At 39.4% G+C, this 20,771-nt stretch carries 19 protein-coding genes; 7 read left to right on the forward strand and 12 right to left on the reverse strand.

Features of this window, described 5'->3' with window-relative positions; translation table 11 throughout:
• The first annotated feature begins 358 nt into the window (after positions 1-358).
• Genes LVD16_RS11895 through LVD16_RS11905 form a run of 3 tightly spaced genes read left to right on the forward strand, consistent with a single transcriptional unit; the run spans position 359 to position 2,844 of the window.
• Entirely contained in the window at positions 359-1,345 is a 987-nt protein-coding gene (locus tag LVD16_RS11895) for a fatty acid desaturase family protein (protein ID WP_233774163.1), read from the forward strand.
• A 52-nt stretch (positions 1,346-1,397) separates the two neighbouring features.
• Positions 1,398-2,627: a DEAD/DEAH box helicase gene (locus LVD16_RS11900; protein ID WP_233774164.1), complete on the forward strand. Its 1,230-nt coding sequence runs from the start codon at positions 1,398-1,400 to the stop codon at positions 2,625-2,627.
• 22 nt (positions 2,628-2,649) lie between these two features.
• Positions 2,650-2,844, forward strand: a complete 195-nt coding sequence (locus LVD16_RS11905; RefSeq protein WP_233774165.1) for a cold-shock protein — start codon at positions 2,650-2,652, stop codon at positions 2,842-2,844.
• 57 nt (positions 2,845-2,901) lie between these two features.
• Here the strand turns inward: LVD16_RS11905 and LVD16_RS11910 are convergent, their stop codons facing one another.
• The 9 genes from LVD16_RS11910 to LVD16_RS11950 form a co-directional block, all read right to left on the reverse strand.
• Complete coding sequence (locus tag LVD16_RS11910) at positions 2,902-3,333, reverse strand: hypothetical protein (RefSeq protein WP_233774166.1); 432 nt, start codon at positions 3,331-3,333, stop codon at positions 2,902-2,904.
• Between the two features lie 44 nt (positions 3,334-3,377).
• Entirely contained in the window at positions 3,378-4,445 is a 1,068-nt protein-coding gene (locus LVD16_RS11915; RefSeq protein ID WP_233774167.1) for an AMP-binding protein, read from the reverse strand.
• Complete coding sequence (locus LVD16_RS11920; protein ID WP_233774168.1) at positions 4,442-4,804, reverse strand: hypothetical protein; 363 nt, start codon at positions 4,802-4,804, stop codon at positions 4,442-4,444. The genes LVD16_RS11915 and LVD16_RS11920 overlap by 4 nt, the downstream gene beginning before the upstream one ends.
• Entirely contained in the window at positions 4,804-7,257 is a 2,454-nt protein-coding gene (locus LVD16_RS11925) for a zinc-dependent metalloprotease (RefSeq protein ID WP_233774169.1), read from the reverse strand. Before LVD16_RS11925 ends, LVD16_RS11920 begins: the two co-directional genes overlap by 1 nt.
• Positions 7,258-7,394: 137 nt before the next feature.
• A complete protein-coding gene (locus LVD16_RS11930) occupies positions 7,395-8,696 on the reverse strand; it encodes a putative metal-binding motif-containing protein (protein ID WP_233774170.1) in 1,302 nt (433 codons plus the stop codon).
• Between the two features lie 202 nt (positions 8,697-8,898).
• Complete coding sequence (gene menB / locus LVD16_RS11935) at positions 8,899-9,723, reverse strand: 1,4-dihydroxy-2-naphthoyl-CoA synthase (protein ID WP_233774171.1); 825 nt, start codon at positions 9,721-9,723, stop codon at positions 8,899-8,901.
• Positions 9,724-9,729: 6 nt separating this feature from the next.
• The gene (menD, locus tag LVD16_RS11940; protein ID WP_233774172.1) at positions 9,730-11,445 is read right to left on the reverse strand and encodes a 2-succinyl-5-enolpyruvyl-6-hydroxy-3-cyclohexene-1-carboxylic-acid synthase; all 1,716 of its coding nucleotides are present in this window, start codon (positions 11,443-11,445) and stop codon (positions 9,730-9,732) included.
• Positions 11,446-12,636: a chorismate-binding protein gene (locus tag LVD16_RS11945; protein ID WP_233774173.1), complete on the reverse strand. Its 1,191-nt coding sequence runs from the start codon at positions 12,634-12,636 to the stop codon at positions 11,446-11,448.
• Positions 12,637-12,640: 4 nt separating this feature from the next.
• On the reverse strand, positions 12,641-13,024 hold the full coding sequence (locus LVD16_RS11950; protein ID WP_370687641.1) for a hotdog fold thioesterase: 384 nt from the start codon (positions 13,022-13,024) through the stop codon (positions 12,641-12,643).
• 86 nt (positions 13,025-13,110) lie between these two features.
• Here LVD16_RS11950 and LVD16_RS11955 point away from each other — a divergent pair, with 86 nt between their 5' ends.
• Entirely contained in the window at positions 13,111-13,743 is a 633-nt protein-coding gene (locus LVD16_RS11955) for a histidine phosphatase family protein (protein ID WP_233774175.1), read from the forward strand.
• Here the strand turns inward: LVD16_RS11955 and LVD16_RS11960 are convergent.
• The 3 genes from LVD16_RS11960 to LVD16_RS11970 are packed head-to-tail and all read right to left on the reverse strand — an operon-like array spanning position 13,736 to position 17,102.
• A complete protein-coding gene (locus LVD16_RS11960; RefSeq protein WP_233774176.1) occupies positions 13,736-15,190 on the reverse strand; it encodes a tetratricopeptide repeat protein in 1,455 nt (484 codons plus the stop codon). The two genes, LVD16_RS11955 and LVD16_RS11960, sit on opposite strands and share 8 nt — an antisense overlap.
• Positions 15,191-15,219: 29 nt before the next feature.
• Positions 15,220-15,999 carry a zinc ribbon domain-containing protein gene (locus tag LVD16_RS11965; protein ID WP_233774177.1) on the reverse strand — a complete coding sequence of 260 codons (780 nt, stop codon included), beginning with the start codon at positions 15,997-15,999 and terminating at the stop codon, positions 15,220-15,222.
• A gap of 5 nt (positions 16,000-16,004) precedes the next feature.
• A complete protein-coding gene (locus LVD16_RS11970) occupies positions 16,005-17,102 on the reverse strand; it encodes a Nif3-like dinuclear metal center hexameric protein (protein WP_233774178.1) in 1,098 nt (365 codons plus the stop codon).
• 81 nt (positions 17,103-17,183) lie between these two features.
• On the opposite strand from LVD16_RS11970, the gene lpxK reads away from it, so the two are divergent.
• Genes lpxK through LVD16_RS11985 form a run of 3 tightly spaced genes read left to right on the forward strand, consistent with a single transcriptional unit; the run spans position 17,184 to position 20,770 of the window.
• Positions 17,184-18,218: a tetraacyldisaccharide 4'-kinase gene (gene lpxK, locus LVD16_RS11975; RefSeq protein WP_233774179.1), complete on the forward strand. Its 1,035-nt coding sequence runs from the start codon at positions 17,184-17,186 to the stop codon at positions 18,216-18,218.
• A gap of 22 nt (positions 18,219-18,240) precedes the next feature.
• On the forward strand, positions 18,241-20,172 hold the full coding sequence (locus LVD16_RS11980; RefSeq protein WP_233774180.1) for a putative porin: 1,932 nt from the start codon (positions 18,241-18,243) through the stop codon (positions 20,170-20,172).
• Entirely contained in the window at positions 20,165-20,770 is a 606-nt protein-coding gene (locus tag LVD16_RS11985; protein WP_233774181.1) for a MiaE family protein, read from the forward strand. The genes LVD16_RS11980 and LVD16_RS11985 overlap by 8 nt, the downstream gene beginning before the upstream one ends.
• Position 20,771: the final 1 nt, after the last annotated feature.

Here is a 20,771-nt window from a genome sequence, read left to right on the forward strand (position 1 = left end):
TTCCCACAGGTTTTAATAATGATCATTGCACCTCCTCTATTATTATTACCATTTTAAAAAGAATAACAATATTATCTAATACCAGAACTTAATTAACAAAGGGCATGTTCTCATGCTAAATTTTAGTGGCAGATGTCATTAAGTACTTTCGAAAAGATAGTTCTTGTAGCACCCCACCTCATAATAACCAGCTTGCAAAAGCTAAATAATCAATATCACAATTATCAAAAAGCCCAAATTCTCTAATACCTCCGGCCCAGGCTTCGCACAAACTTTACGTTCCAGGGTTCAAGATTATTTCAAAAGTAATGGAGTAAGTCAGTACGGTAATCACCGAATGGTTTTGAAAAGCATTTTCATGCTTAGTCTGTTTTTTATTCCTTTATTGATTATCAATTTGGGAGTTATAAGCTCACCTTTAGTATTATTGGCTATGTACAGTCTGGCTGCTTTGGGTATGTCTGGCATTGGGATGGGCATAATGCATGATGCCTTACATGGTTCATATTCTAAAAATAGAAAGGTGAACAAATACATGGGCTATACCATGAACCTTATTGGTGCTAACGCTGATATATGGAAAATTCAGCATAACGTGCTGCACCACACTTACACAAACATTGAAGATGCGGATGATGATATCAATGCACCTTTTTTTCTAAGGTTTTCTCCGCACGCTAAAAGATATAAAATTCATAGATTTCAGCATTTATACATTTGGTTTTTTTATGGCTTATCCACCTTATCTTGGGTAACGGTGAAAGACTTTTTAAGAATGTCAAGATACAGGAAAATGGGATTTTTTGGTTCTAAAAAAGAATATAGAACCATGGTGCTGAAGGTCATAGCCTGGAAAATACTTTATTATTCTTATGTGTTGGTAATACCTATGATTATGCTGCCATTGGCACCGTGGTTGATCATTTTAGGTTTTTTGATCATGCATTTTATTACTGGAGTATTAATTACTACTGTTTTCCAGACAGCACATGTAATGCCTGGGGTTGATTTTCCGTTGCCTGATGAAAATGGTATAATAGGAAGTGACTGGTTTGTTCATCAAATGGCTACCACCAGCAATTTTTCTCCAAAGAGCAGATTTTTTTCATGGTTGATAGGTGGGTTAAACTATCAGATAGAGCATCATTTGCTGCCTAATATCAGCCACGTACATTATAAAAATATATCTAAAATAGTGGCAGAAACAGCTAAAGAGTATGGGATACCCTATAATACCCAAAAGACCTTTGTTGAAGCTGTCTGGGAGCACGTAAGAATGCTCAGACGCCTGGGGAAGGTAGAAATGATTCCTATTAAAGCTACTCAAAATACTCCCTTAAGGTAACATGTCAACCTTGAATTCCAATCCTAAGGTTGACTATTGACAAAAACATTATATGAATAACATAAAAACAAAAAAGAAAAGAAGTGGTAGTAACCCTTCTTTTAACAAGTCCAATAGAGGTGGTTCGGGCAGAAGACAGCCCAGAAAAAAGGCCGTTTCTACTTTGGACCCTAACTTACTTATAAAAAAGGCCGTAAAAGTAGAGGAAGAGGAGTATGTGCCTACCCGAACTTTTGATGATATGCCTTTAGATGTGAACCTTAAGGCAAATATTTTCGATAAAGGCTTTAGGTTTCCAACCAAAATACAAGACGAAACATTAGAGGCATTACTTGAAGGGACTGATCTTATTGGTGTGGCCAATACAGGTACCGGAAAAACAGGTGCTTTTTTGATACCCATAATCAATCAGATGTTAAGCAATCGTAAGTCTTCTAAGGCCCTTATTGTGGTGCCTACCAGAGAGCTTGCTTTGCAGGTAGAGGAGGAGTTTAAATCACTTAGTCATAGACTAGGGTTATATGCTGCTTGTTTTATCGGTGGAACTAATTTGGGTAGAGATATGATGCGTTTGCGCAAAAGAAATCATATCATCATTGGTACCCCGGGTAGATTGATGGATTTAGTGGGTAGAGATGCTCTTAGAATGGATGACATCAACACGCTAGTGCTAGATGAATTTGATCGCATGCTTGACATGGGCTTTGTGAATGACATCAAGAGAATGGTGAAGCTGATGAGCAGAAGAAATCATACCATGCTTTTCTCTGCCACTGTGGATGATACTCAGAAGGCTCTGATTGATACATTGCTCAATAATCCTGTAGAGGTGAAGGTGAGTAGCGGAAAAACTACGAACGAAAATATTGATCAGGATATCATTAGAGTAGCCGAAGGAGAGGATAAATTTCAGATGCTACTTGACTTGGTTTCTGGAGAGGATTTTCAGAAGGTAATAGTATTTGCCGAGACTAAAAGGATGGCAGATAAAATAGCCAAAAAGCTTAATCAATCTGGTGTGAAATCTGACCAGATACATGGTAATAAGTCTCAAAATTATAGACAGAATGCCTTAAACAGATTCAAAAATGGGCAGGTGAAGATTTTGGTGGCTACTGATGTAGCGGCCAGAGGAATCGATGTTACGGACGTAACGCACGTGATTAACTATCAGCTGCCATTAAACTTTGATAGCTACGTTCATAGAATAGGAAGAACAGGACGTGGTGGAAAAGTAGGAAAGGCTTACACTTTTGTGGATGAAGCCGATAATAAACAATGAATAATTACTAACAATTAATATTATGCAAGAAGGAACAGTAAAATTCTTTAATAACACCAAAGGTTTTGGTTTTATTAAGCCATCAGATTCAGGTGACGATATCTTTGTACACGAAAGTGGACTTATCGATGAGATCCGTGAAAATGATAAAGTAAGATTCGAAGTTGAAAGAGGCCGTAAAGGTATGAATGCAGTAAACGTAGAAGTGATAGACTAATCGTTTACCGTTACAAAAAACGAAGGCTGTTCTTTGAGTAGAGCAGCCTTTTTTTGTTTATTTAATTCTGATGTATTGAATGCTAGACTTTAGAGGGTCTTTACCATCCTTGGAAAGGCCTATTGTGTCTTTATCAATAAAAATGGCAGAAAGCTCTGTTGATGAGCTTAGTCCATAAAGTCCAAACAGTTCTCTGGCGATTTTCTTTTCTGTGAACTTAAACTTATAGTTAGAAGATCTGCTGATTTCAGACACCCAAACATCGCCTTCTTCAGCAAACATTTGAATGTATTTGTTGTCATTGAGTTTGGTTATGGTTCCGGTTAATGCACCCTCACTTTCTGTTATGGTTATTTCCATACCTTCAAACATGGATCGTCCTTTCAATGACCATTTGCCTGCAAACTGCTCTAGGGGAACCTTATCGTATTGACCATTACAGCCTGCAAACAGTATTGAGATGATGAATATTGGAAATAGTTTTTTCATATTTAGTGGATTGAATGGCGAATCTAAGGAATGATTGTTGGAAATTAAAGCAACTCTAAAGTCTCTCTTCTATTCACCTTGCCAGTCTTGGTCTCCATGAATTCTTTGACATAATACACCTCTTTAGGTAGTTCATATTTGGTTAGCTGTGTTTTGGCTTGGGATAAAAAGGTGTTTTCGGCATCTAAAACGGAAGATGATTCTATGATCATGACCACTTTCTTTCCTAGTGTATCATCATCTAACCCTGAAATGAAGAAGCGATTGTTGATCTCTAAATTTTCGAATATTTTCTCAAATACTCGTTCTACCTTTTCACTCTGTACTTTTATTCCCCCGCTATTAATCACATTGTCTATTCTGCCAAGCCATTCGAAGCTGTGACTAGTTTTCAGATCAACGCTGTCATTAGTAATGATGGTTTCATGATTGGTTACTACAGAATTAATGGTCAGGCAGCCTCTTTCATCTAATCCGAGCTGCACCTCATCAAAAGCGTTGTAGAGATTACTGGAATCACTGCCGTTAAGCTTTTTTAAGGCGATATGAGAGACTGTTTCCGTCATACCATATGTAGAGAAGGTTGGAACGGTTAAGGCGCTAATTTTGCGCTCTAACGATTTGCTTACTGGTGCTCCTCCCACAATGATAGACTTCATTTTATTTAAAAGGTCTTTTGTAGCAGCATTTTGAAGAATAGTCTCTACTTGCAATGGTACCAGAGCTGCGAAATCAGGTTGTATGCTTATGTCACTTAGCGGATTGGAACCAGGGTTTACTGCCCAGATAGTCATATCATGCATCAAAGCCCTTACCAGCATCATTTTTCCTGCGATATAGGCGGTGTCTAAACATACTAGTGCGGTGCCGTGAGCGATGCCCAGTGCCTTCATAGTCATTTTTGCACTGGCTTCCATCTGGCTTCTTAAAACCGATATGATTTTGGGCTTTCCGGTAGAACCTGAAGTTTGCATACTAAAGCTTTGGGCGTCGGAGAGCCACTCATCTATGAACCGTACTGTACTTTCTTCAAATGGGTTAGAAATAGTAAAGGTCCCGAGCTGCCCCGGGACCAATTCTTTTCCATTGATAAATATCTGTGAATTTGTCAAAGTGTATTTAAATCTCTTTCTAATCTGTCAAGGATAAATTCCTCCATTTCCGTTTTTCCGCATACTTCAGCTACCTTTCTTGCTACGGTGAGGGTTTTCTTTTTTAACTCAGGGGTTAGGTGACTTTTGTAAAGTTTGAATTCATGAATAGCCTCATTGTAAGCATGATCAATGCTGGGGTGAAGCTTTTCATCCAATATTTCAAACCTACTCTCAGCTGCCCATGCATCCATACTAAGTTCAGCTTCAACTATCTCCATAAAAGCCTTTTTCTCTTCAAGGCTTAGTCCTTTACTGGCCTTGGCTATCACGTAGGCTAATTCGCCAATGGCTCTATGTATTTCCCTGAGTTCAAACATTATCCTTTAGGGTTAAGAATAAGATCAATGCGTGCTTCAAGGTCTTTTAGGTGGTATGAAGACATGCGATCACTTATTCGGCTTCTTCTAATTTTGTTCTTTAAATCTACTAATTTTCCTCTTGCTAAAGAACGAATATCTGATTCATCTGCATCTACTTCTGTTCTTACTACATAAGATCTATATCTGGCAGGAATAGGAGATTGGCTACCTGTCATCAAATACTCAAGCCTCTCTACATAAGACTTTTGAAGATCTCTTCTATATGGATCGATCTTGCTGTTTCTTGCTAGTTCTGAGAATAAGCCGTTTTGTAGCTCATCCATAATATTAAGAGAAGTATAAGTTTTGCTGCCCATGAAGGCTTCAGCCTCAGACAATCTTTGTAGTACTTCAAAGCTTAATAGGCTGTTTAAATGTCTGGATTGCAATGACTTAACTCTGATTAGGGCTCCTGCGTGCTCTATTCTCCTTAAAAGATCTTCGCTTACCAGCCAATCAGGAGTAGTGAAAGCTTTGTCTAAAAGAAATGTCATAGCGCGTTGCTGATCTTTCTTGCTTACTGGCTGGTAGATAGGGCCTGTTGATTCTGAAGTTTTTAAGGTTTCAGTAACACCGCCAACATTGCGTACTACATGTCCTATATATCGGCTCCATACACCAACAAGTTCTCCGTAAAGCTCTTTTAAATCAGTATAGTCCTCACCGTCTTTAGTGGTCCAATCAATGAGGTTTTTGCTTACAATCTTTAGGTTGCTTAGTCCGTATTCGCTAGCCTTAACCGGGTCATCTCCTATACCCTCAGTTTGGGAAGTAGGGTCAAAGCCACCACTGCCGCTTCCAAACAGGTATCTTGCATCACCTTCTTTTTCCTTTATCCATTTGCTAAGTGTTGGCTTTTCTGCATCTGCACTATTTGCTTCTGGGATATAACGATAACCCCAATTGATAGCATAGTGATCGTAGGGGCCAATCTGTCTGATGAATCTAATGTTCTCATCACCCGGTTGAGCTACGTAATTATATCTGGCGTAGTCCATCAAAGTGGTGGCAATACCATATTTCTGAGTAAAAGTGCCAGATCTCAATGAATCTACAGGATAGGCACTGCTGGCTTTCATGTTATGAGGTAAGCCCAGGGCATGGCCTATTTCGTGGGCAATTACCATTTTCATCATTTCTCCTATTTCTTCATCAGGAGTGTCCAACGATCTTGCCTTTGGATTAGCTGCGCCAGTTTCCAGTAAGTATCTGTTTCTGTAGGATCTTAAATGGTTATGGAACCAGATGATGTCACTCTCTATGATTTCACCAGATCTGGGGTCTGATGTGCTTGGGCCAATGGCATTTCTGGTGGTGCTGGCTACATATCTTACTATGGAATATCTCACATCTTCAGGGCTGAAGTCAGGATCCTCTTCGGCTGTAGGGGCTTCTTTAGCTATAATGGCGTTTTTGAAACCAGCTGTTTCAAAGCATTCCTGCCAGCTCTCTATTCCAGCAATAAAGTACTTTCTCCATTTTTCTGGTGTTGCAGGGTCCAGATAATACACAATAGGTTTTACTGGCTCCACCAATTCTCCTCTGGCATAAGCTTCCGGATCTTTAGGTTCTAGTCTCCATCTTCTTATGAAGGTTTTGTCATCAGACTTCAAGGCCTCTGAACCATAGTCAATCTGACCTACAGTAAACCAACCTACTCTGGGGTCATAAATTCTTGGCTGCATGGGCTGCTCAGGTAATAGTACCATTGACTGGCTCATTACAAGGCTAATGGCTCCAGAGTTTGAGTTAGACGGTGGCTCGTCAGCCTCATACGTCATCTCATGTTTTACCTCAATATTTTTAGGATAGCTTTTCGCTGACCTGATAAAGCTTCTGCTGCCATCCAGTCTTTTTACTTTATACTCTCTGCGAGTGCTGCTAGATAGGGCACTGATGCTTGATACATCCTTAGTAAAGAAGTCTGTAACTTCGATTAAAACTCCGGTGCTGTCAGGGTTAGTAGCTTCTATATCAAAACTATAAAGGGTAGGCGAGTAGTTGTTAGACGCTACAGATTGATAGATCGGCAAAGTATCATTCGCTACAGCATTGTAGGAAATTGATTTTAGTAAAATCTTTTTATGGAATTTCTCCCATCTGATCAGTTGCTCACCAGTTTTGGTGCCGGCATTGACATAGCCACTGTTGAAATTAGCTCCAATTTTGCTAATTCTGCTTATTAAAAGCATGTCCTTTTCCAGCAGGCTGTCTGGGATTTCATAATATACTTTATCGTCTTTTCTATGTACGGTGAAAAGCCCGGCATCACTTTCTGTGCCTTTAGTAATGATTTTTTCATAGGCACTTTTCTCTTTCTTAGTGCCTTCCGATGCTTGCGACGCTTTTTTGGAAGTTTGGCAGCCAAATACTGCCGAAATAATAATAACTAAGGATAAAATTCTTTTCATGCCCTGAATATAGGCATTAAGAATTAACCAGAGAGGCCTTTTTTGTGAAAGGTAGTATTGTTTTTTAGGGGGAGGGAGTATAAATGCTGCCTCAAATTACTTTTAATGATGAATTTTGAGGCAGCACTAATGAAATGCTATTGTTGGGTAGACCTTTCATAGGAAAAAGCACCTGGATTTGGGTTAGGTCCTTTACCTTCTCCCCAAGAGGTGAATGTGAATATCACATAAATATTGTCTTCTACTAGCCAGGCTCCTAAACGAATGCCTACAATGTCTTTAAAGTTTGGTGTACTTAACTCGCCATTATTGGCTACTTTAATAGTAAAGTTGTTCACTACCTCAGTCACATTTTGGCCATTATTTAAGTTAGTGATCATGGTGACTACATTGTTTAAGCTGTAGAAATGATCAGGCTCACCTAAGGTACCATATAATGTGAAGTTGCTATCCCATTCAGGGTGATCTCCTGAGTTATTCAATATGGCCCATTTTATGCCTTTGGTACCACCAGTTGGTGTGAAATTTAGGGTTGGTGTGCCGTTATAAAAATCATGCTGTATATCATTAGAGCTCGGGTCTTGACCAAATTGATCCTGCCACCACTGATAGTTATAGAAAGGTCTGTTATTCTGTCTGGTAATCACCACTTTATCAGTAATTCTATCCTGGTATTGAGGATTTGTCCAGTCTGCATTGGCAGGCTTGCTAATTGGGGTCATTGGCCCTAACCAGATGTTGGTAATTTCCACTGTTCCATCGCAGTTACTATCTATTCCGTCATTGTCATCTTCTTCTGCTCCTGGATTAATGTCGGCGTTTGAGTCATCACAATCAGTGTCATCCGCTACATATCCTTCAGGCTGCGTACATGCTTCCATGAAATCGTTGGAATCACCATAATTATCTCCATCCGCATCTCTGTACCAGGTTGGGAACATGTCTGGGTTAGCATCTTTGTTGGAGTCATCACAATCTGTGTTGTCAGCTACATAGCCATCAGGTTGAGTACAGGCTTCAGTGGTTACATCTGGGTTTCCAAAACCATCGCCATCGGCATCTTCATACCAGGTAGGGAATGAATCTGGGTTAGCATCTTTATTGGTGTCATCACAGTCAGTGTTATTAGTAACATAACCTTCCGGCTGAGTACAGGCTTCTAATGGTGAATTAGGATCGCCAAAACCATCAGCGTCAGCATCTTTATACCAGGTAGGTAGTGTGTCTGAATTAGCGTCTTTGTTGCTATCATCACAATCGCCACTGTTGGCTACATATCCTTCCGGTTGATCGCAAGAGCGAATAACCTCGTCAGGGTTTCCAAAGCCATCGCCATCAGTATCCTGATACCAGGTAACCTCTGTACAGTCATCATCACCGCACGATGTAATAAAAATTCCAAATAGACATAAAAAAAGAATGGGTAGAGTGCTCTTCATTTAGAAAGAGTTAAAGTGATCAGTATAAACTTATTTACCTTATATGCATAAAATAAGGCGCAAAGGTAACCCAGGGTTTAGTGATATAGCGGTATTTGACGTATTAATTTCTTAAATAAAAAGGCCGCCCGTGTAATTTTCAGGCGGCCTCGTAATTTTATTAAACTAAAGCTTAGATGTGTTTAGTTTCTAGGCTGTAATATCAAGGAAACTTAGGGAATTGCTTAAAGTCAGGATCTCTTTTCTCTAAGAATGCCTTTTTACCTTCTTGTGCTTCTTCCATTAAATAGAACATTAATGTGGCATCACCAGCAAACTCCATTAAACCTCTCTGACCATCTAGCTCGGCATTCAGTCCACGCTTGATCATACGGATGGCCATAGGGCTACGCTGCATAATAATTTGCGCCCATTCTACTCCTTCATCTTCAAGACTTTCTAAAGGCACTACTTTATTTACCATGCCCATGTCTTCTGCTTCTTTTGCAGAATACTGCTTACACAAGAACCAAATTTCTCTGGCTTTCTTTTGGCCTACGTGTCTGGCCAGGTAAGAAGATCCAAATCCGGCATCGAAGCTACCTACTTTCGGTCCTGTTTGACCAAATATTGCATTTTCTGATGCTATTGTAAGGTCACAAACCACGTGAAGTACGTGTCCGCCTCCAATAGCATAACCGTTTACCAAAGCAATTACTGGCTTAGGCAGCTCTCTGATTCTTTTATGTAGGTCAAGTACGTTAAGCCTTGGAACACCGTCATTTCCAACATAACCACCTATTCCTTTTACATTTTGGTCTCCGCCAGAACAGAAAGCTTTTTCACCTTCTCCTGTTAATAAGACCACACCAATATCTTGTCTTTCTCTCACTATGTCCATAGCTTCGATCATTTCCATATTGGTCTCAGGACGGAAGGCGTTATATACTTCCGGTCTGTTGATGGTTATTTTAGCCACTCCATCAAATAGTTCAAATCTGATGTCGTTGTACTCTTTTATGGTCTCCCATTTTCTTTGTTCTGCCATAATCTATTATTTTAAGTCCTTATAGGTCTGTTTAAATTGTTTTAATATTTCAGTATTTGTAGCGCTATCTGATTCTATCTCAAGAATTTTGGCTAAGCCATCATCCTCGAAAAAGGCTTTCAGATAATTATTAAATTTAGTTTTCTTATCACAGTGAAGATACTCAAAACCAAACTCCTGGCATAGGAGCTTCGCGGTTAAAGGCTGCTTGGTTTCAAAGTACTCCTCCAACTCTGGTAGGCGACTAGGGCCATTGATTATTCTGAAAATGCCACCAGAATGGTTGTTAAGTAGCAGTATTCTTAGTTTCGAAATGTCATAGTTATTCCAGAAAGCATTTCTGTCATAAAAGAAGGCCAGATCACCTGTAATGAGCACTTGAAGCTTATCAGAAGCCAGGCAGTGTCCTACAGCAGTACTGTTGCTGCCGTCTATTCCGCTTGTACCTCTGTTGGCAAATACTTCCACTTCTGGTGTAGATACGCTTACAAAATTTGCATAGCGCACGGCCATACTATTGGCCAAATGTAAATCACTATTTTCCGGCAGGCGTTCTATAGTTTCTTTAATGCATTCGAACTCTCCCCATGTCTCTGTAGGGAAGAAGGTTTCGAGCAAACGTTTGGTCTTTCTTTCTTCTATTTGCCATAAATAAAAGAAGTTCTCCTGCTTTTGATTGTGGAAATCAGCTTCCGCCTGAATGTCGGCTATGTGCTTAAAGAACTCTTCTGCGGAGCATCTAATAATCTTGGTTAATGATTGATAGGTGTCTGCCACTTCGCCTTCAGGCTGTATATGCCAGTGCCCTGTTGGTTTATAATTACGAAGTAGCAGCTTAAGGTTTTTAGAAATGGTGGATTTGCCGAAAGTGATCAAGAGATCAGGCTGAAGGCTTTCGTGTAAGCCATTTTTGTCCTGTCCAAGAAAAATGTCTGATCTTTTAATAATGTCCTCAACATCATGCAGATTAGAGATGATGTCGCCCACCACAGGTATTTTCTTCTCTTTGATAATTTGAGTTAAGGATGTGTTTATGGCTATGTTTTTATCTCCTTGCCCACCTACTATTAATATGTGGTTGAATTGATGCCACGAGTTAGTAATGTCATTTATAACCTGATCGCCTAAAGTAGGAGTGGAGGCTATATTGTGAATTACTTTGATGTCTTTTTCATATACTGCTTCTTCATCAGCAGTTGGGTAAAAAGGCTCTCTAAATGGTATATTCAAATGAACAGGTCCATGAGGAAAGCTTTTACTTAGGTTAATGGCCTCTGAAACTATGCGGTAAGCATGCCACTGAGCATCTTTATGTTCCAGCTCAATAGGAAACTGATAACCCTTTTTAATGTGGTTGCCATAAATGTTTTGCTGCCTGATGGTTTGTCCATCCAGTTGGTCTATCCACTCAGGTGGTCTGTCAGCAGTGATAATGAGTAGAGGAATCTGCTGAAAGTATGCTTCTGCCACTGCTGGAGCATAATTATAAGCAGCTGATCCTGAGGTGCATACTAGCACTGTAGGCTGCTTGGTTTTCTGGGCTAGTCCTAAAGCTATGAATGCCGCCGAACGCTCATCGCTGATGGTTCTTGTAGTGATCTCCGGGTGTCTTGCAAATGCCACTGTGAGAGGTGCGCACCTGGAGCCTGGTGAAAGTATGGCCTGGGTGATGCCTAACTGGCTACATATCTCGGCAATATTGTAAATGGGAGTGAGGTTCACCTAGCTTATAATGTTTAGGATGGTGTTCATTTTTATTTCCGTTTCCTCCCATTCCAGTTCAGGGATGCTATCTTCCGTAACTCCTGCCCCGGCGTATAAGGTAGCTTTTTTCGCATCTATATGCATACACCTGAGGTTAACGAATAGAGAAGTGCCATTTTCCGCATTCACTGGACCTAAATACCCCGAGTAATAAGACCGATTGTAATGCTCATTATCGCTTAGGAATTTCTCCGCGGGCTCTAATGGCATTCCACATATGGCTGAGGTAGGGTGAAGCAGCTTAAGCATGGTATCTCCCAACCCTGGGAAACCGGTGGCGTCCATATCAACTTGATATTCAGTCTTTAAATGCAGTAAGTTTCCTGCTATTACAGTTTTTGGGCCTATTTCGGTATAGTCTCTTAATCTTATCTTCTTAAAGCAATTGATGATGTATCTACCTACTAGTGCTTGTTCTTCTATCTCCTTTTGCTTCCAGGCTACATGTGCCAACGGAATTTCAGGGTTATATTTTTGAGTACCGGCCAGCGCCACAGTCTTAAAGGTATTGTCTTTCTCACTAATGAGTAATTCTGGTGTGGCTCCCATCCATATTCCGGTTTTGGATGTGAAAACCAGACTGGTAAATGCAGAGCAATAAGCCGCTGCTAACTTTAAGAAGTTTTCACCTAAGTTAAATGCTTCTGGCAACTCAATTTCTTTAGTTCTGGAAGGAACTACTTTTTGAAAACTGCCCGCTTGTATTTCTTTTACGGATGCGCTTACGAGGTTAATGAATTTCTGTTTTTCACTATCAGAGGAAACAACCTTGATCTTTTGAGTTGTTGATTCCGAAGTATTCTCCTCATAGTTGCTGAGATGCTTTAAAAACTCATCGGTTTTATTGCTTACTTCTAAACCAGAGTTTTTTCTTATGCTAAAATCCTCCCATTTAATGTGCAGATCAGCCTTAATGAAATAAGCACTTTGCTCTTTTTGAAACGGGCTGAGCAGGAAGCCTTCAATATTTTGCTCCAGAGGATTGGTGACGGGTTGAATGTCTGAAGAGAAATCAACCATCATTTCTATATCACTGCTTTCTGGTCGGCTCCAGATAGCAATGGAATGTCCTTCCTTCTGGCAATAGTCTATAGCAGCGTTAATTACTTGGGCTGCAGACTGCTTTTTTATATGATCTAATATTATCAAATTATTAGCTTTTCTTCTCCAAAACTGCCATCGTTATTCTACTAACGCATACCAGTTCATCCTGTTCATTCGTAATTTTTATCTGCCAAACTTGAGTAGATCTTCCCACATGAATAGGTGTGGTGATGCCGTAAACAGTACCACTTCGCACACCTCTTATATGATTAGCGTTAATGTCTAAACCCACACAATAGTACTTAGAGGCATCTATAGAGCATTGTGCCGCTACACTGCCTAATGTTTCTGCTAGTACTACGCTGGCGCCTCCATGCAATAAACCGAAGGGCTGATGGTGCCTATGGTCTACTGGCATTTTAGCTTTTATAAAATCTTTTCCTATTTCTATGAACTCAATATCGAGAAGATCCATCATGGTATTTGCGCTCATATCATTGAGCTGTTTTACGGTTATCTCAGTATTCAGCATAGTAATTGATAAAAAAGGTTAATTTTGCGCCCAAAAATACAGACAAATTGAAAAGCAAAAAAATATATTTAGTAAGACACGGACAAACTGATTACAATCTTAAGGGTGTAGTGCAGGGTAGCGGCATAGACGCTTCTCTGAATGATACCGGAAGAAATCAGGCAGACCATTTTTTTAATGCTTATAAAGATGTTGTATTCGATAAAGTTTACACTTCGGCCTTAAAAAGAAGTGTAGAATCTGTGCAGAAATTTTTAGACCTGGGTTATGATCATGAGCAGCTATCAGGCTTGAATGAAATTAACTGGGGTACCAGAGAGAATATGAAAATTACGCCTGAAGAGGATGCTTACTATTACAGTGTGATCGATGAGTGGCAAAGTGGTAACACTACTTTGAGAATAGAGGGAGGGGAAAGTCCGCAGGATGTATACGATAGACAAAAAGTGGCCTTGGATCATATACTTGCTCAGGAAGATGAGGAAACTATCTTAATATGTATGCATGGAAGAGCAATGAGAGTATTTCTTTGTCAGATGCTTAACTATCCTTTACATTGTATGGATGAATTTGAGCATTCTAATCTTTGCTTATACAAGCTTTCTTATACCGGAAGTATGTTCACAGTAGAGAGTCATAATAACGTGGAGCATTTAGAGGCTCTTAAGGATGTCAATTAAGTTCAGCCAGGGCAGCATTAGCTTTGTTGGTTAAGCTGGTTTCGTATTCATAATCTTTGTATTTCAATACCTTTTCGAAATATGATTTGGCCATTTGATCTAAGCCTTCTTCGAGGTAAATATACCCGAGCTGAAGGCATGAGTTGGGAGCGAAATACCAGTGTTCATTCTTAGCTAAGTCAATAGTGTTTTTGTAATACGTTTTGGCTTTAGAGAGCTTATTGGTTTTGTGATAAAACCGGGCTTTTCTGTAGTCTAATTCGCATTTGTCTTTATCAGAGGTGATTTCAATATCAGAATTTAGAATACTTTCAGCGCGTTCGTAAAAGCCGCCATCAGTCGCTAGCCTTAACTTCATAATTTGAACATTAGGATAGTCATTCTTCGCCAGATTTTTAGCTGCATGTTTGTCTGCTTCGGCATCAGTAGTTCCATTATTTTGGGCTGAAGAAAAGGCCTCTTGAGCTTTTTCAGTCTGGCCATTTAGCCAGTAGGTGAGAAAAAGTTTGTACCACGCATCTTTCAAAAGGTTACGACCTTTGTTTTTCTTGATGAAGAGCTTGAATTTGGCTTCGGCCTTGATATAATCTCCTTTTTGTAGATAAATTTCACCTGCAGTGTAACTGAGTAGGTTAAGATCGAAGTATCCGTCATTCAGATTGGAAAGCCTGTTGTAGACAATTAATGCCTTTTCACCATCAGAATTCTTCATAAGTAATGACATGTAGAGGTATCCGAAGAGCATATTATCATTGACTTTATTGTAAACCTGCTCAAATTCCTGAATTGCCTCCTGGGTCTCATTAAGCAAGTATGATTTTAAAAGGCATCTGATAGCCTCAGCTTCTGCTTGAAAGATGTTGTCTGATTTAGCTAATTTGTTAATTTCATCAATTCCGTCTTCCACGGTCCCTTCCATGCCCAATAAGTGCAAGATCCATTGATATTTGGCAGGAACAGATCCTAAGATAATATGCAGCATGCCAAGCGATTTATAATTAGGAAGAAAATCAGGATAGGTTTCGGTATTTTCCTCTATCAGTTTATATGCCTTTCTAAACTGCCAGGCTGCATCCCATTCATTGCCTAGTTTAAGATTTACAAAGGCACTTTGGAGCTTTAGTTCTGCCAGATAGAATAGTTTATAGGGAGATTCCTCTTTTATGTCTTCAATAGTCTCGTATCGATCTTCGAAGGCTTCAGTGTATGAGGTAAAAAGGCTTTGGTCTTCAGTGAAAAGCAAAATCATGCTTTCCTGCATGTTTTGAAGATAGGAGGAGGCAGCGCGCTTTGTGTCTAGGAGAGAGGTTGTAGCTTCAAACCTTAAAGATAAGATATGATGGTAAGCCTCAATCTCAGATTTATTGAGTGTTAGCGAGGTTTGAGCGAAGGTAAATGAGGTGAAAAGACATAAAAAAAGGTAAGTAGTGATACTTACCTTTTTCATTGAAATAGTGTAATTCAATAAAGCCAAACTTATGCTTCTTTCTTCCTTCTCGTAGTTCTCTTTGGTTTTTCCTCTACCATAGATTCCATATCTACGTCAGCAAGGATTCTACCAGAGTGCTCATCGATCACGATCTTCTTCTTCTCACGGATCTCAGCAATTTTCTGAGGAGGAATAACGATGTTACATCCTTCAGCAGCACCTCTTTTTACAGATACTACTGCAAGCCCGTTAGACAAGTTTGCTCTTAGTTTTTCGTAATATTTATAGAGTTTCGGCTCGATTTTTTTACCCGCTTTCTCTCTATCTTGTAGTAATTTTTCTTCTTCGTCTTTGCTGTCTTCTAGAATCTCTTTAAGCTCTTGTTGCTTATTGTCCAGGTCAGCACTTCTTTCAGAAATCACTTCATTGATTCCCTCAATTTCTTCTTTCTTTCTGTCGATAGCTATGTGCGCTTCCTTGGTTTTTTTCTCAAGGATTTGAATTTCAAGCTGTTGTAGCTCTACTTCTTTAGTAATAGCATCGTACTCGCGGTTATTACGAACGTTGTTTTGCTGCTCAGTGTACTTAGCAATAAGTTTTTCAGCGTCCTTAATTCCGTTTTTATTGTCTTTTATGGATTGCTCCAGAGCTTCAAGTTCGCTATTGAATCTTCCTTGTCTGGTTTTGTATCCTTCTATCTCATCTTCAAGATCCTGAACTTCGTCAGGCAAGTCGCCCCTTAATTTTTTTATTTCATCAAGCTTTGAATCAATGGATTGTAATTTTACGAGAGCCTCGAGTTTTTGTGCAACACTAGTGTTTTCCATGTAATCTATAAGTAGCTAAGTGGATTTGTTACAGTTTCCGATAAATTGAGTGCAAATTTAGTAAATTTTTTACTTAATATCTCATTTATCAAATCTTTTGTGTATACTTCACTTTCATAATGACCTATGTCAGCGATAGTGAGGTGGTTTTCAGCATCAAAAAACTCATGATATTTAAAATCTGCCGTCACATAAAAGTCAGCACCAGCACCAATGGCATTTGGTAATAAAAAGCTTCCAGAACCGCCGCACACCGCAATTGTCTTCACCTTATCCTTCACTAGTTTAGTATGTCTGATGCAGCTGAGGTTCATCTTTTCTTTCAAATATTGAAGAAATTCCTTTGGGGTCATTTCTTTTGATAATTCGCCTACCATTCCTGAGCCTACATCCTGATGAGCATTCTTTAACTGAGTAAGATAATAAGCCACTTCTTCATAAGGGTGGGCATTTTTTAGAGTATTGGTTATTTTTCCTTCCAGGTAAGACGGGAATATCAATTCTACCCGGTCTTCCTGCAGATATTCTTGCTGGTTAACTTCACCGATATGAGGATTAGCAGCGTCATTAGGTTTGAAGCTGCCCGTTCCCTCTACTTTAAAACTGCAGTTAGAGTAATTGCCAATATTGCCGGCGCCGGCTTCATGTAGCGCATCAAGCACAGCATCAGTATTTTGAGAAGGAATATATGTAACTAGTTTGGTCAGTATCTCCGATTTTGGAACCAGCACTTTCGTATTAACAAGGCCTAGTTTATCACAAATTTTCTTGTTCACACCTTGAGAAACATTGTCCAGGTTAGTGTGTATGGCATAAATGGCAATATCATTCTTTATGGCCTTAATAACTGTTCGCTCAATGTAATTCTTCCCAGTAAGAGATTTGAGCCCCTTAAAAACTATCGGGTGATGGGAAATTATTAGATTACAGTTTTTTTGAATGGCCTCTTCTACCACCTCTTCAGTCGTGTCCAGTGTGATTAGCACATTAGTGACTGCCTCAGAAGAGTTTCCGGTAATTAGCCGTGAGTTATCATAGCTTTCCTGATAAGCCGCCGGGGCCACTGCTTCTAAATATTGAATGATGTCTTTTATTTTAGTCATAAATGCCCAAATTTGCGTTGATTTTGGTCGTTTTAAGTCTCGGATCAAAGTTATGGAATAATAGTTTTACATCATTAGTGCATGAATTTTTTAGCAATTATACTTTACCCGTTCTCCTTATTGTATGATATGATTACGCGTTTTCGTAATTATATGTATAACTCGGGACGTAAAACTTCATTTTCTTTTGAAGCTAATGTGATTTCAGTTGGAAACCTTTCGGTGGGTGGTACAGGGAAAACACCTATGATAGAGTATTTAATCAGGCTGCTGGATAAGAGACAGATGGTAACTCTGAGTCGTGGTTACGGTCGTAAAACCAAGGGGTTTCGCATAGCGAATGATGCTGACAGTCCGGCTACAGTGGGTGATGAGCCTTTCCAAATATTTTCAAAATTTAAGGATATTCATGTGGCGGTAGGCGAGGAGAGAGCCATTGCCATACCTTTTATTCTAGCCGAATTTCCTGATACTGAAGTTATATTATTAGATGACGCTTTTCAACACAGACCAGTAAAACCATCATTAAGTGTAATGCTTACTGAGTACAATAAACCTTTTTTTAAGGATTATGTATTGCCAAGTGGCCGTTTGAGGGAAAATAGACATGGTGCTTCCAGGGCTGATATCATAGTTGTGACTAAATGTCCTGAAGACATTAATATAGATGGCTACGAAAGAGAGATCAAAAAATATAATGATCAGGCCTTAATTGCGTTTTCATGTATTGGGTATGGAAAACCTATGAAATGGAATGGCAGTGATGAAGCCTTTGAAAAGAAAGATATTCTTTTGGTGACCGGAATAGCCAATAAGGCTCCTTTGAAGGAATTTCTTCAGCAAAACTATAATATTCAGGCAGAGCTGGAATACACAGATCACCATAAGTACGGGCAACGCAGTTTGAATGAGATTATTAATAAGTTCGATGAAATGCAGTCAGATAATAAAGGTATAATCACTACTGAGAAGGATATAGTGAAACTGAAGCCGCTGATGCAGGAAAAAGGAATTGATATTCCATTATTTTATTTGCCCATAGAGACTACCTTTGCAAAAGGTGGCAAGGCATTTGATGAAACCATTTTGAATTCTATAATCCCTTACTCTAATTAGTACATATTACTTATTTTTGGGCGTGCGTTTAAGAACAAAACTAATTTTATTATTTCTATTGGGGGTATCTATTCATGGCTATGGCCAGATAGAAATACCAGATGAAGAGAATAAGGACCGTATAGGTTCTAATATTCTGGATGACTCCACCAAGCAGATTTATGGACCTACCACCACTCTCTACACCTTTGAGGAGAATATTAAATTTAACAATCCAAGGTTTTGGCCAGTAGATACATCGGTTATTGATCTTCATAAATTTCAATTCACCGTAAAGGAAAATAACTTTTATCAGAACCTGGGTAATATTGGTACGGCTGTGAGTCCTATATATCCAGTACTGCCGACTCAAATAGGAGCAACATCAGGTTTTACAGTTTACGATCTTTACTACAGAGGTCCTGAGAAAATAAAATACTACGATACAAAATCACCATTCTCTAACCTTGGAGTTATCTGGGGAGGCCAGGGAAGGGCTATCACCGAGGCTACTTATGCCAGAAATATAGATGAAAGGTCAGGGATAGGTTTTGATTTCAGGGGATTATATATTGATAAGCAGATACTTAGAACAAGGAGGGGAGATAGAAACGTAGAAGGAATTTATTATTCAGGTTTTGGTCATTATAAAACCAGAAATGGTAAGTATCAATTGCTAGCCAACTTTGTTAGGAACAGACATAATGTAGATGAATACGGGGGCATTTTCTCTGAAGGACAAGGACCTGACGGTGAGATATTCTTTAACGAAGATGCCAGGCAGACTGTACTAGCCGCAGCAGAAACTGATGAACTACGCACCAACTATCATTTATATAACCAATATCAGATCAACGATTTTCTGCAGCTCTATTATGAATTTGATAGGTATAAGCAGCAAAATGATTTCTTGGATAATAACACTAATGAAGACCCTGATCTAAATCCATTTGATTTTTATGTGCTAGACTCTGCTGAGATAAAAGACAGATCAAAATTAATCTATAGGCAGCATGAGTTAGGTGTGAAAGGAGATATTGGGAAAGGCTTTTATATTCTTTATTATAAAGCCAGAGATGTGTTTTTTAGATACAAATACCTCAACCCTGATGAAGTGGGTGTAGAAGCTAACTACCTGGAGAACTATGCCGGGTTTAACCTTAGATTTGGCAATGACTCTGTAAGTTATATCACCGCCTTTGGAGAATATAAACTAGGAGGCGAATATAAATTAGGAGCAGAGATCAGAAATAAGTGGTTTTTTGCCGAAGGATATAGTGTCAAATACTTGCCAGGGTATATTCAGCAGGCTTATAGAGGTAGTCATGACGTCTGGATAAGAGATTTTGATTCGCCGATTTCATCACGTTTGTCGGCAGGTTTAAACTTAAAATTAGGAGACTTAAGAGTAGAGCCAAAAGCAGAATATAATCTACTAACCAATCACGTCTATTTCAGAAAAGATCCTGACGCTGAAGAGGGAACTCAGACCGTGCTGCCAACGCAGGCTTCGGGTGATATCAGTATATTAAAGGGGAGCTTAAAACTGAGTCTGGATTTCTGGAGGGTATTTAACTTCAACGTGTTAGGAATGTATAGCAATGTTAGTGGAGGTTCATCGGATGCTGTGCAAGTGCCCCAAATGTTTGCAAATGCTCAAATCTCTTATCATGATATTCTTATTGATGGTAACCTGGAATGGCAGATAGGCTTTGACGCTCACTGGCATTCTAGTTATTATGCAAATGGTTATGATCCGGTAATCATGCAATATTACACTCAAAGCGAATTTGAGGTGCCAGCTTTTCCCGTAGTGGATGTATTCGTTAATGCCAAAATCAATAGAGGAAGGTTGTTTATAAAATATAATAACCTGGTAGAGCTGGCCAGAAGCAGAGGCTATTTCGCTACTCCTTATTACCTGGGGCAAACCAGTATTCTGGATTTTGGTTTTAAATGGGCTTTTTATGATTGATGAATCTGGCAAGCATGTCTTAGGCTTAGAGCTACCCACTGATCCCAGGTGGGTGAATATTGCTGAGAAGAATATTGAAGATATCCTCATCGATCATGCTTATTGCGAGCAGAAGGCGGCCACATCCTGCATATCTATGATTGTGAGGTTTCCTGAGAAAGAAGAGCTGGTAGATATGCTCACGCCGGTAGTGGCTGAGGAGTGGAGCCATTTTGAACGTGTGCTTGAGGAAATGAAAAAGCGTGGCTATAAGCTCGGGCCTCAGAGAAAAGATGAGTATGTAGCCAAGTTAAATTCCATAGAAAAGAAGGGTGGGAGAAGAGAGCAGCAGCTGGTAGAGCAACTATTGATCAACGCGTTAATAGAGGCCAGAAGCTGTGAGAGGTTCAGGTTATTATGGAAAAATATAGCTGATGAAGAACTCCAGAAGTTCTATTATGAACTCATGGTTTCTGAGGCTAGTCATTACAAGAACTTCCTGCAATTAGCTAAAAGCTATATGCCTGAAGAGTATGTAATGGAAAGATGGAAAGAAATTCTAGCCGCTGAAGCTGAAATCCTTAAAACTTTAGAAGTACGGGGCGACAGAATGCATTGAC

Origin of the sequence: Fulvivirga ligni, assembly GCF_021389935.1 — a bacterium.
Taxonomy (GTDB): Bacteria; Bacteroidota; Bacteroidia; order Cytophagales; family Cyclobacteriaceae; genus Fulvivirga; species Fulvivirga ligni.

Coding starts and splice junctions, on each gene's coding strand:
- LVD16_RS11895 (WP_233774163.1), top strand. CDS start 359: ATGCTTAGTCTGTTTTTTATTCCTTTATTGATTATCAATTTGGGAGTT.
- LVD16_RS11900 (WP_233774164.1), top strand. CDS start 1,398: ATGAATAACATAAAAACAAAAAAGAAAAGAAGTGGTAGTAACCCTTCT.
- LVD16_RS11905 (WP_233774165.1), top strand. CDS start 2,650: ATGCAAGAAGGAACAGTAAAATTCTTTAATAACACCAAAGGTTTTGGT.
- LVD16_RS11910 (WP_233774166.1), bottom strand. CDS start 3,333: ATGAAAAAACTATTTCCAATATTCATCATCTCAATACTGTTTGCAGGC.
- LVD16_RS11920 (WP_233774168.1), bottom strand. CDS start 4,804: ATGTTTGAACTCAGGGAAATACATAGAGCCATTGGCGAATTAGCCTAC.
- LVD16_RS11925 (WP_233774169.1), bottom strand. CDS start 7,257: ATGAAAAGAATTTTATCCTTAGTTATTATTATTTCGGCAGTATTTGGC.
- LVD16_RS11930 (WP_233774170.1), bottom strand. CDS start 8,696: ATGAAGAGCACTCTACCCATTCTTTTTTTATGTCTATTTGGAATTTTT.
- menB (WP_233774171.1), bottom strand. CDS start 9,723: ATGGCAGAACAAAGAAAATGGGAGACCATAAAAGAGTACAACGACATC.
- LVD16_RS11950 (WP_370687641.1), bottom strand. CDS start 13,024: ATGAGCGCAAATACCATGATGGATCTTCTCGATATTGAGTTCATAGAA.
- LVD16_RS11960 (WP_233774176.1), bottom strand. CDS start 15,190: ATGAAAAAGGTAAGTATCACTACTTACCTTTTTTTATGTCTTTTCACC.
- LVD16_RS11965 (WP_233774177.1), bottom strand. CDS start 15,999: ATGGAAAACACTAGTGTTGCACAAAAACTCGAGGCTCTCGTAAAATTA.
- LVD16_RS11970 (WP_233774178.1), bottom strand. CDS start 17,102: ATGACTAAAATAAAAGACATCATTCAATATTTAGAAGCAGTGGCCCCG.
- lpxK (WP_233774179.1), top strand. CDS start 17,184: ATGAATTTTTTAGCAATTATACTTTACCCGTTCTCCTTATTGTATGAT.
- LVD16_RS11985 (WP_233774181.1), top strand. CDS start 20,165: ATGATTGATGAATCTGGCAAGCATGTCTTAGGCTTAGAGCTACCCACT.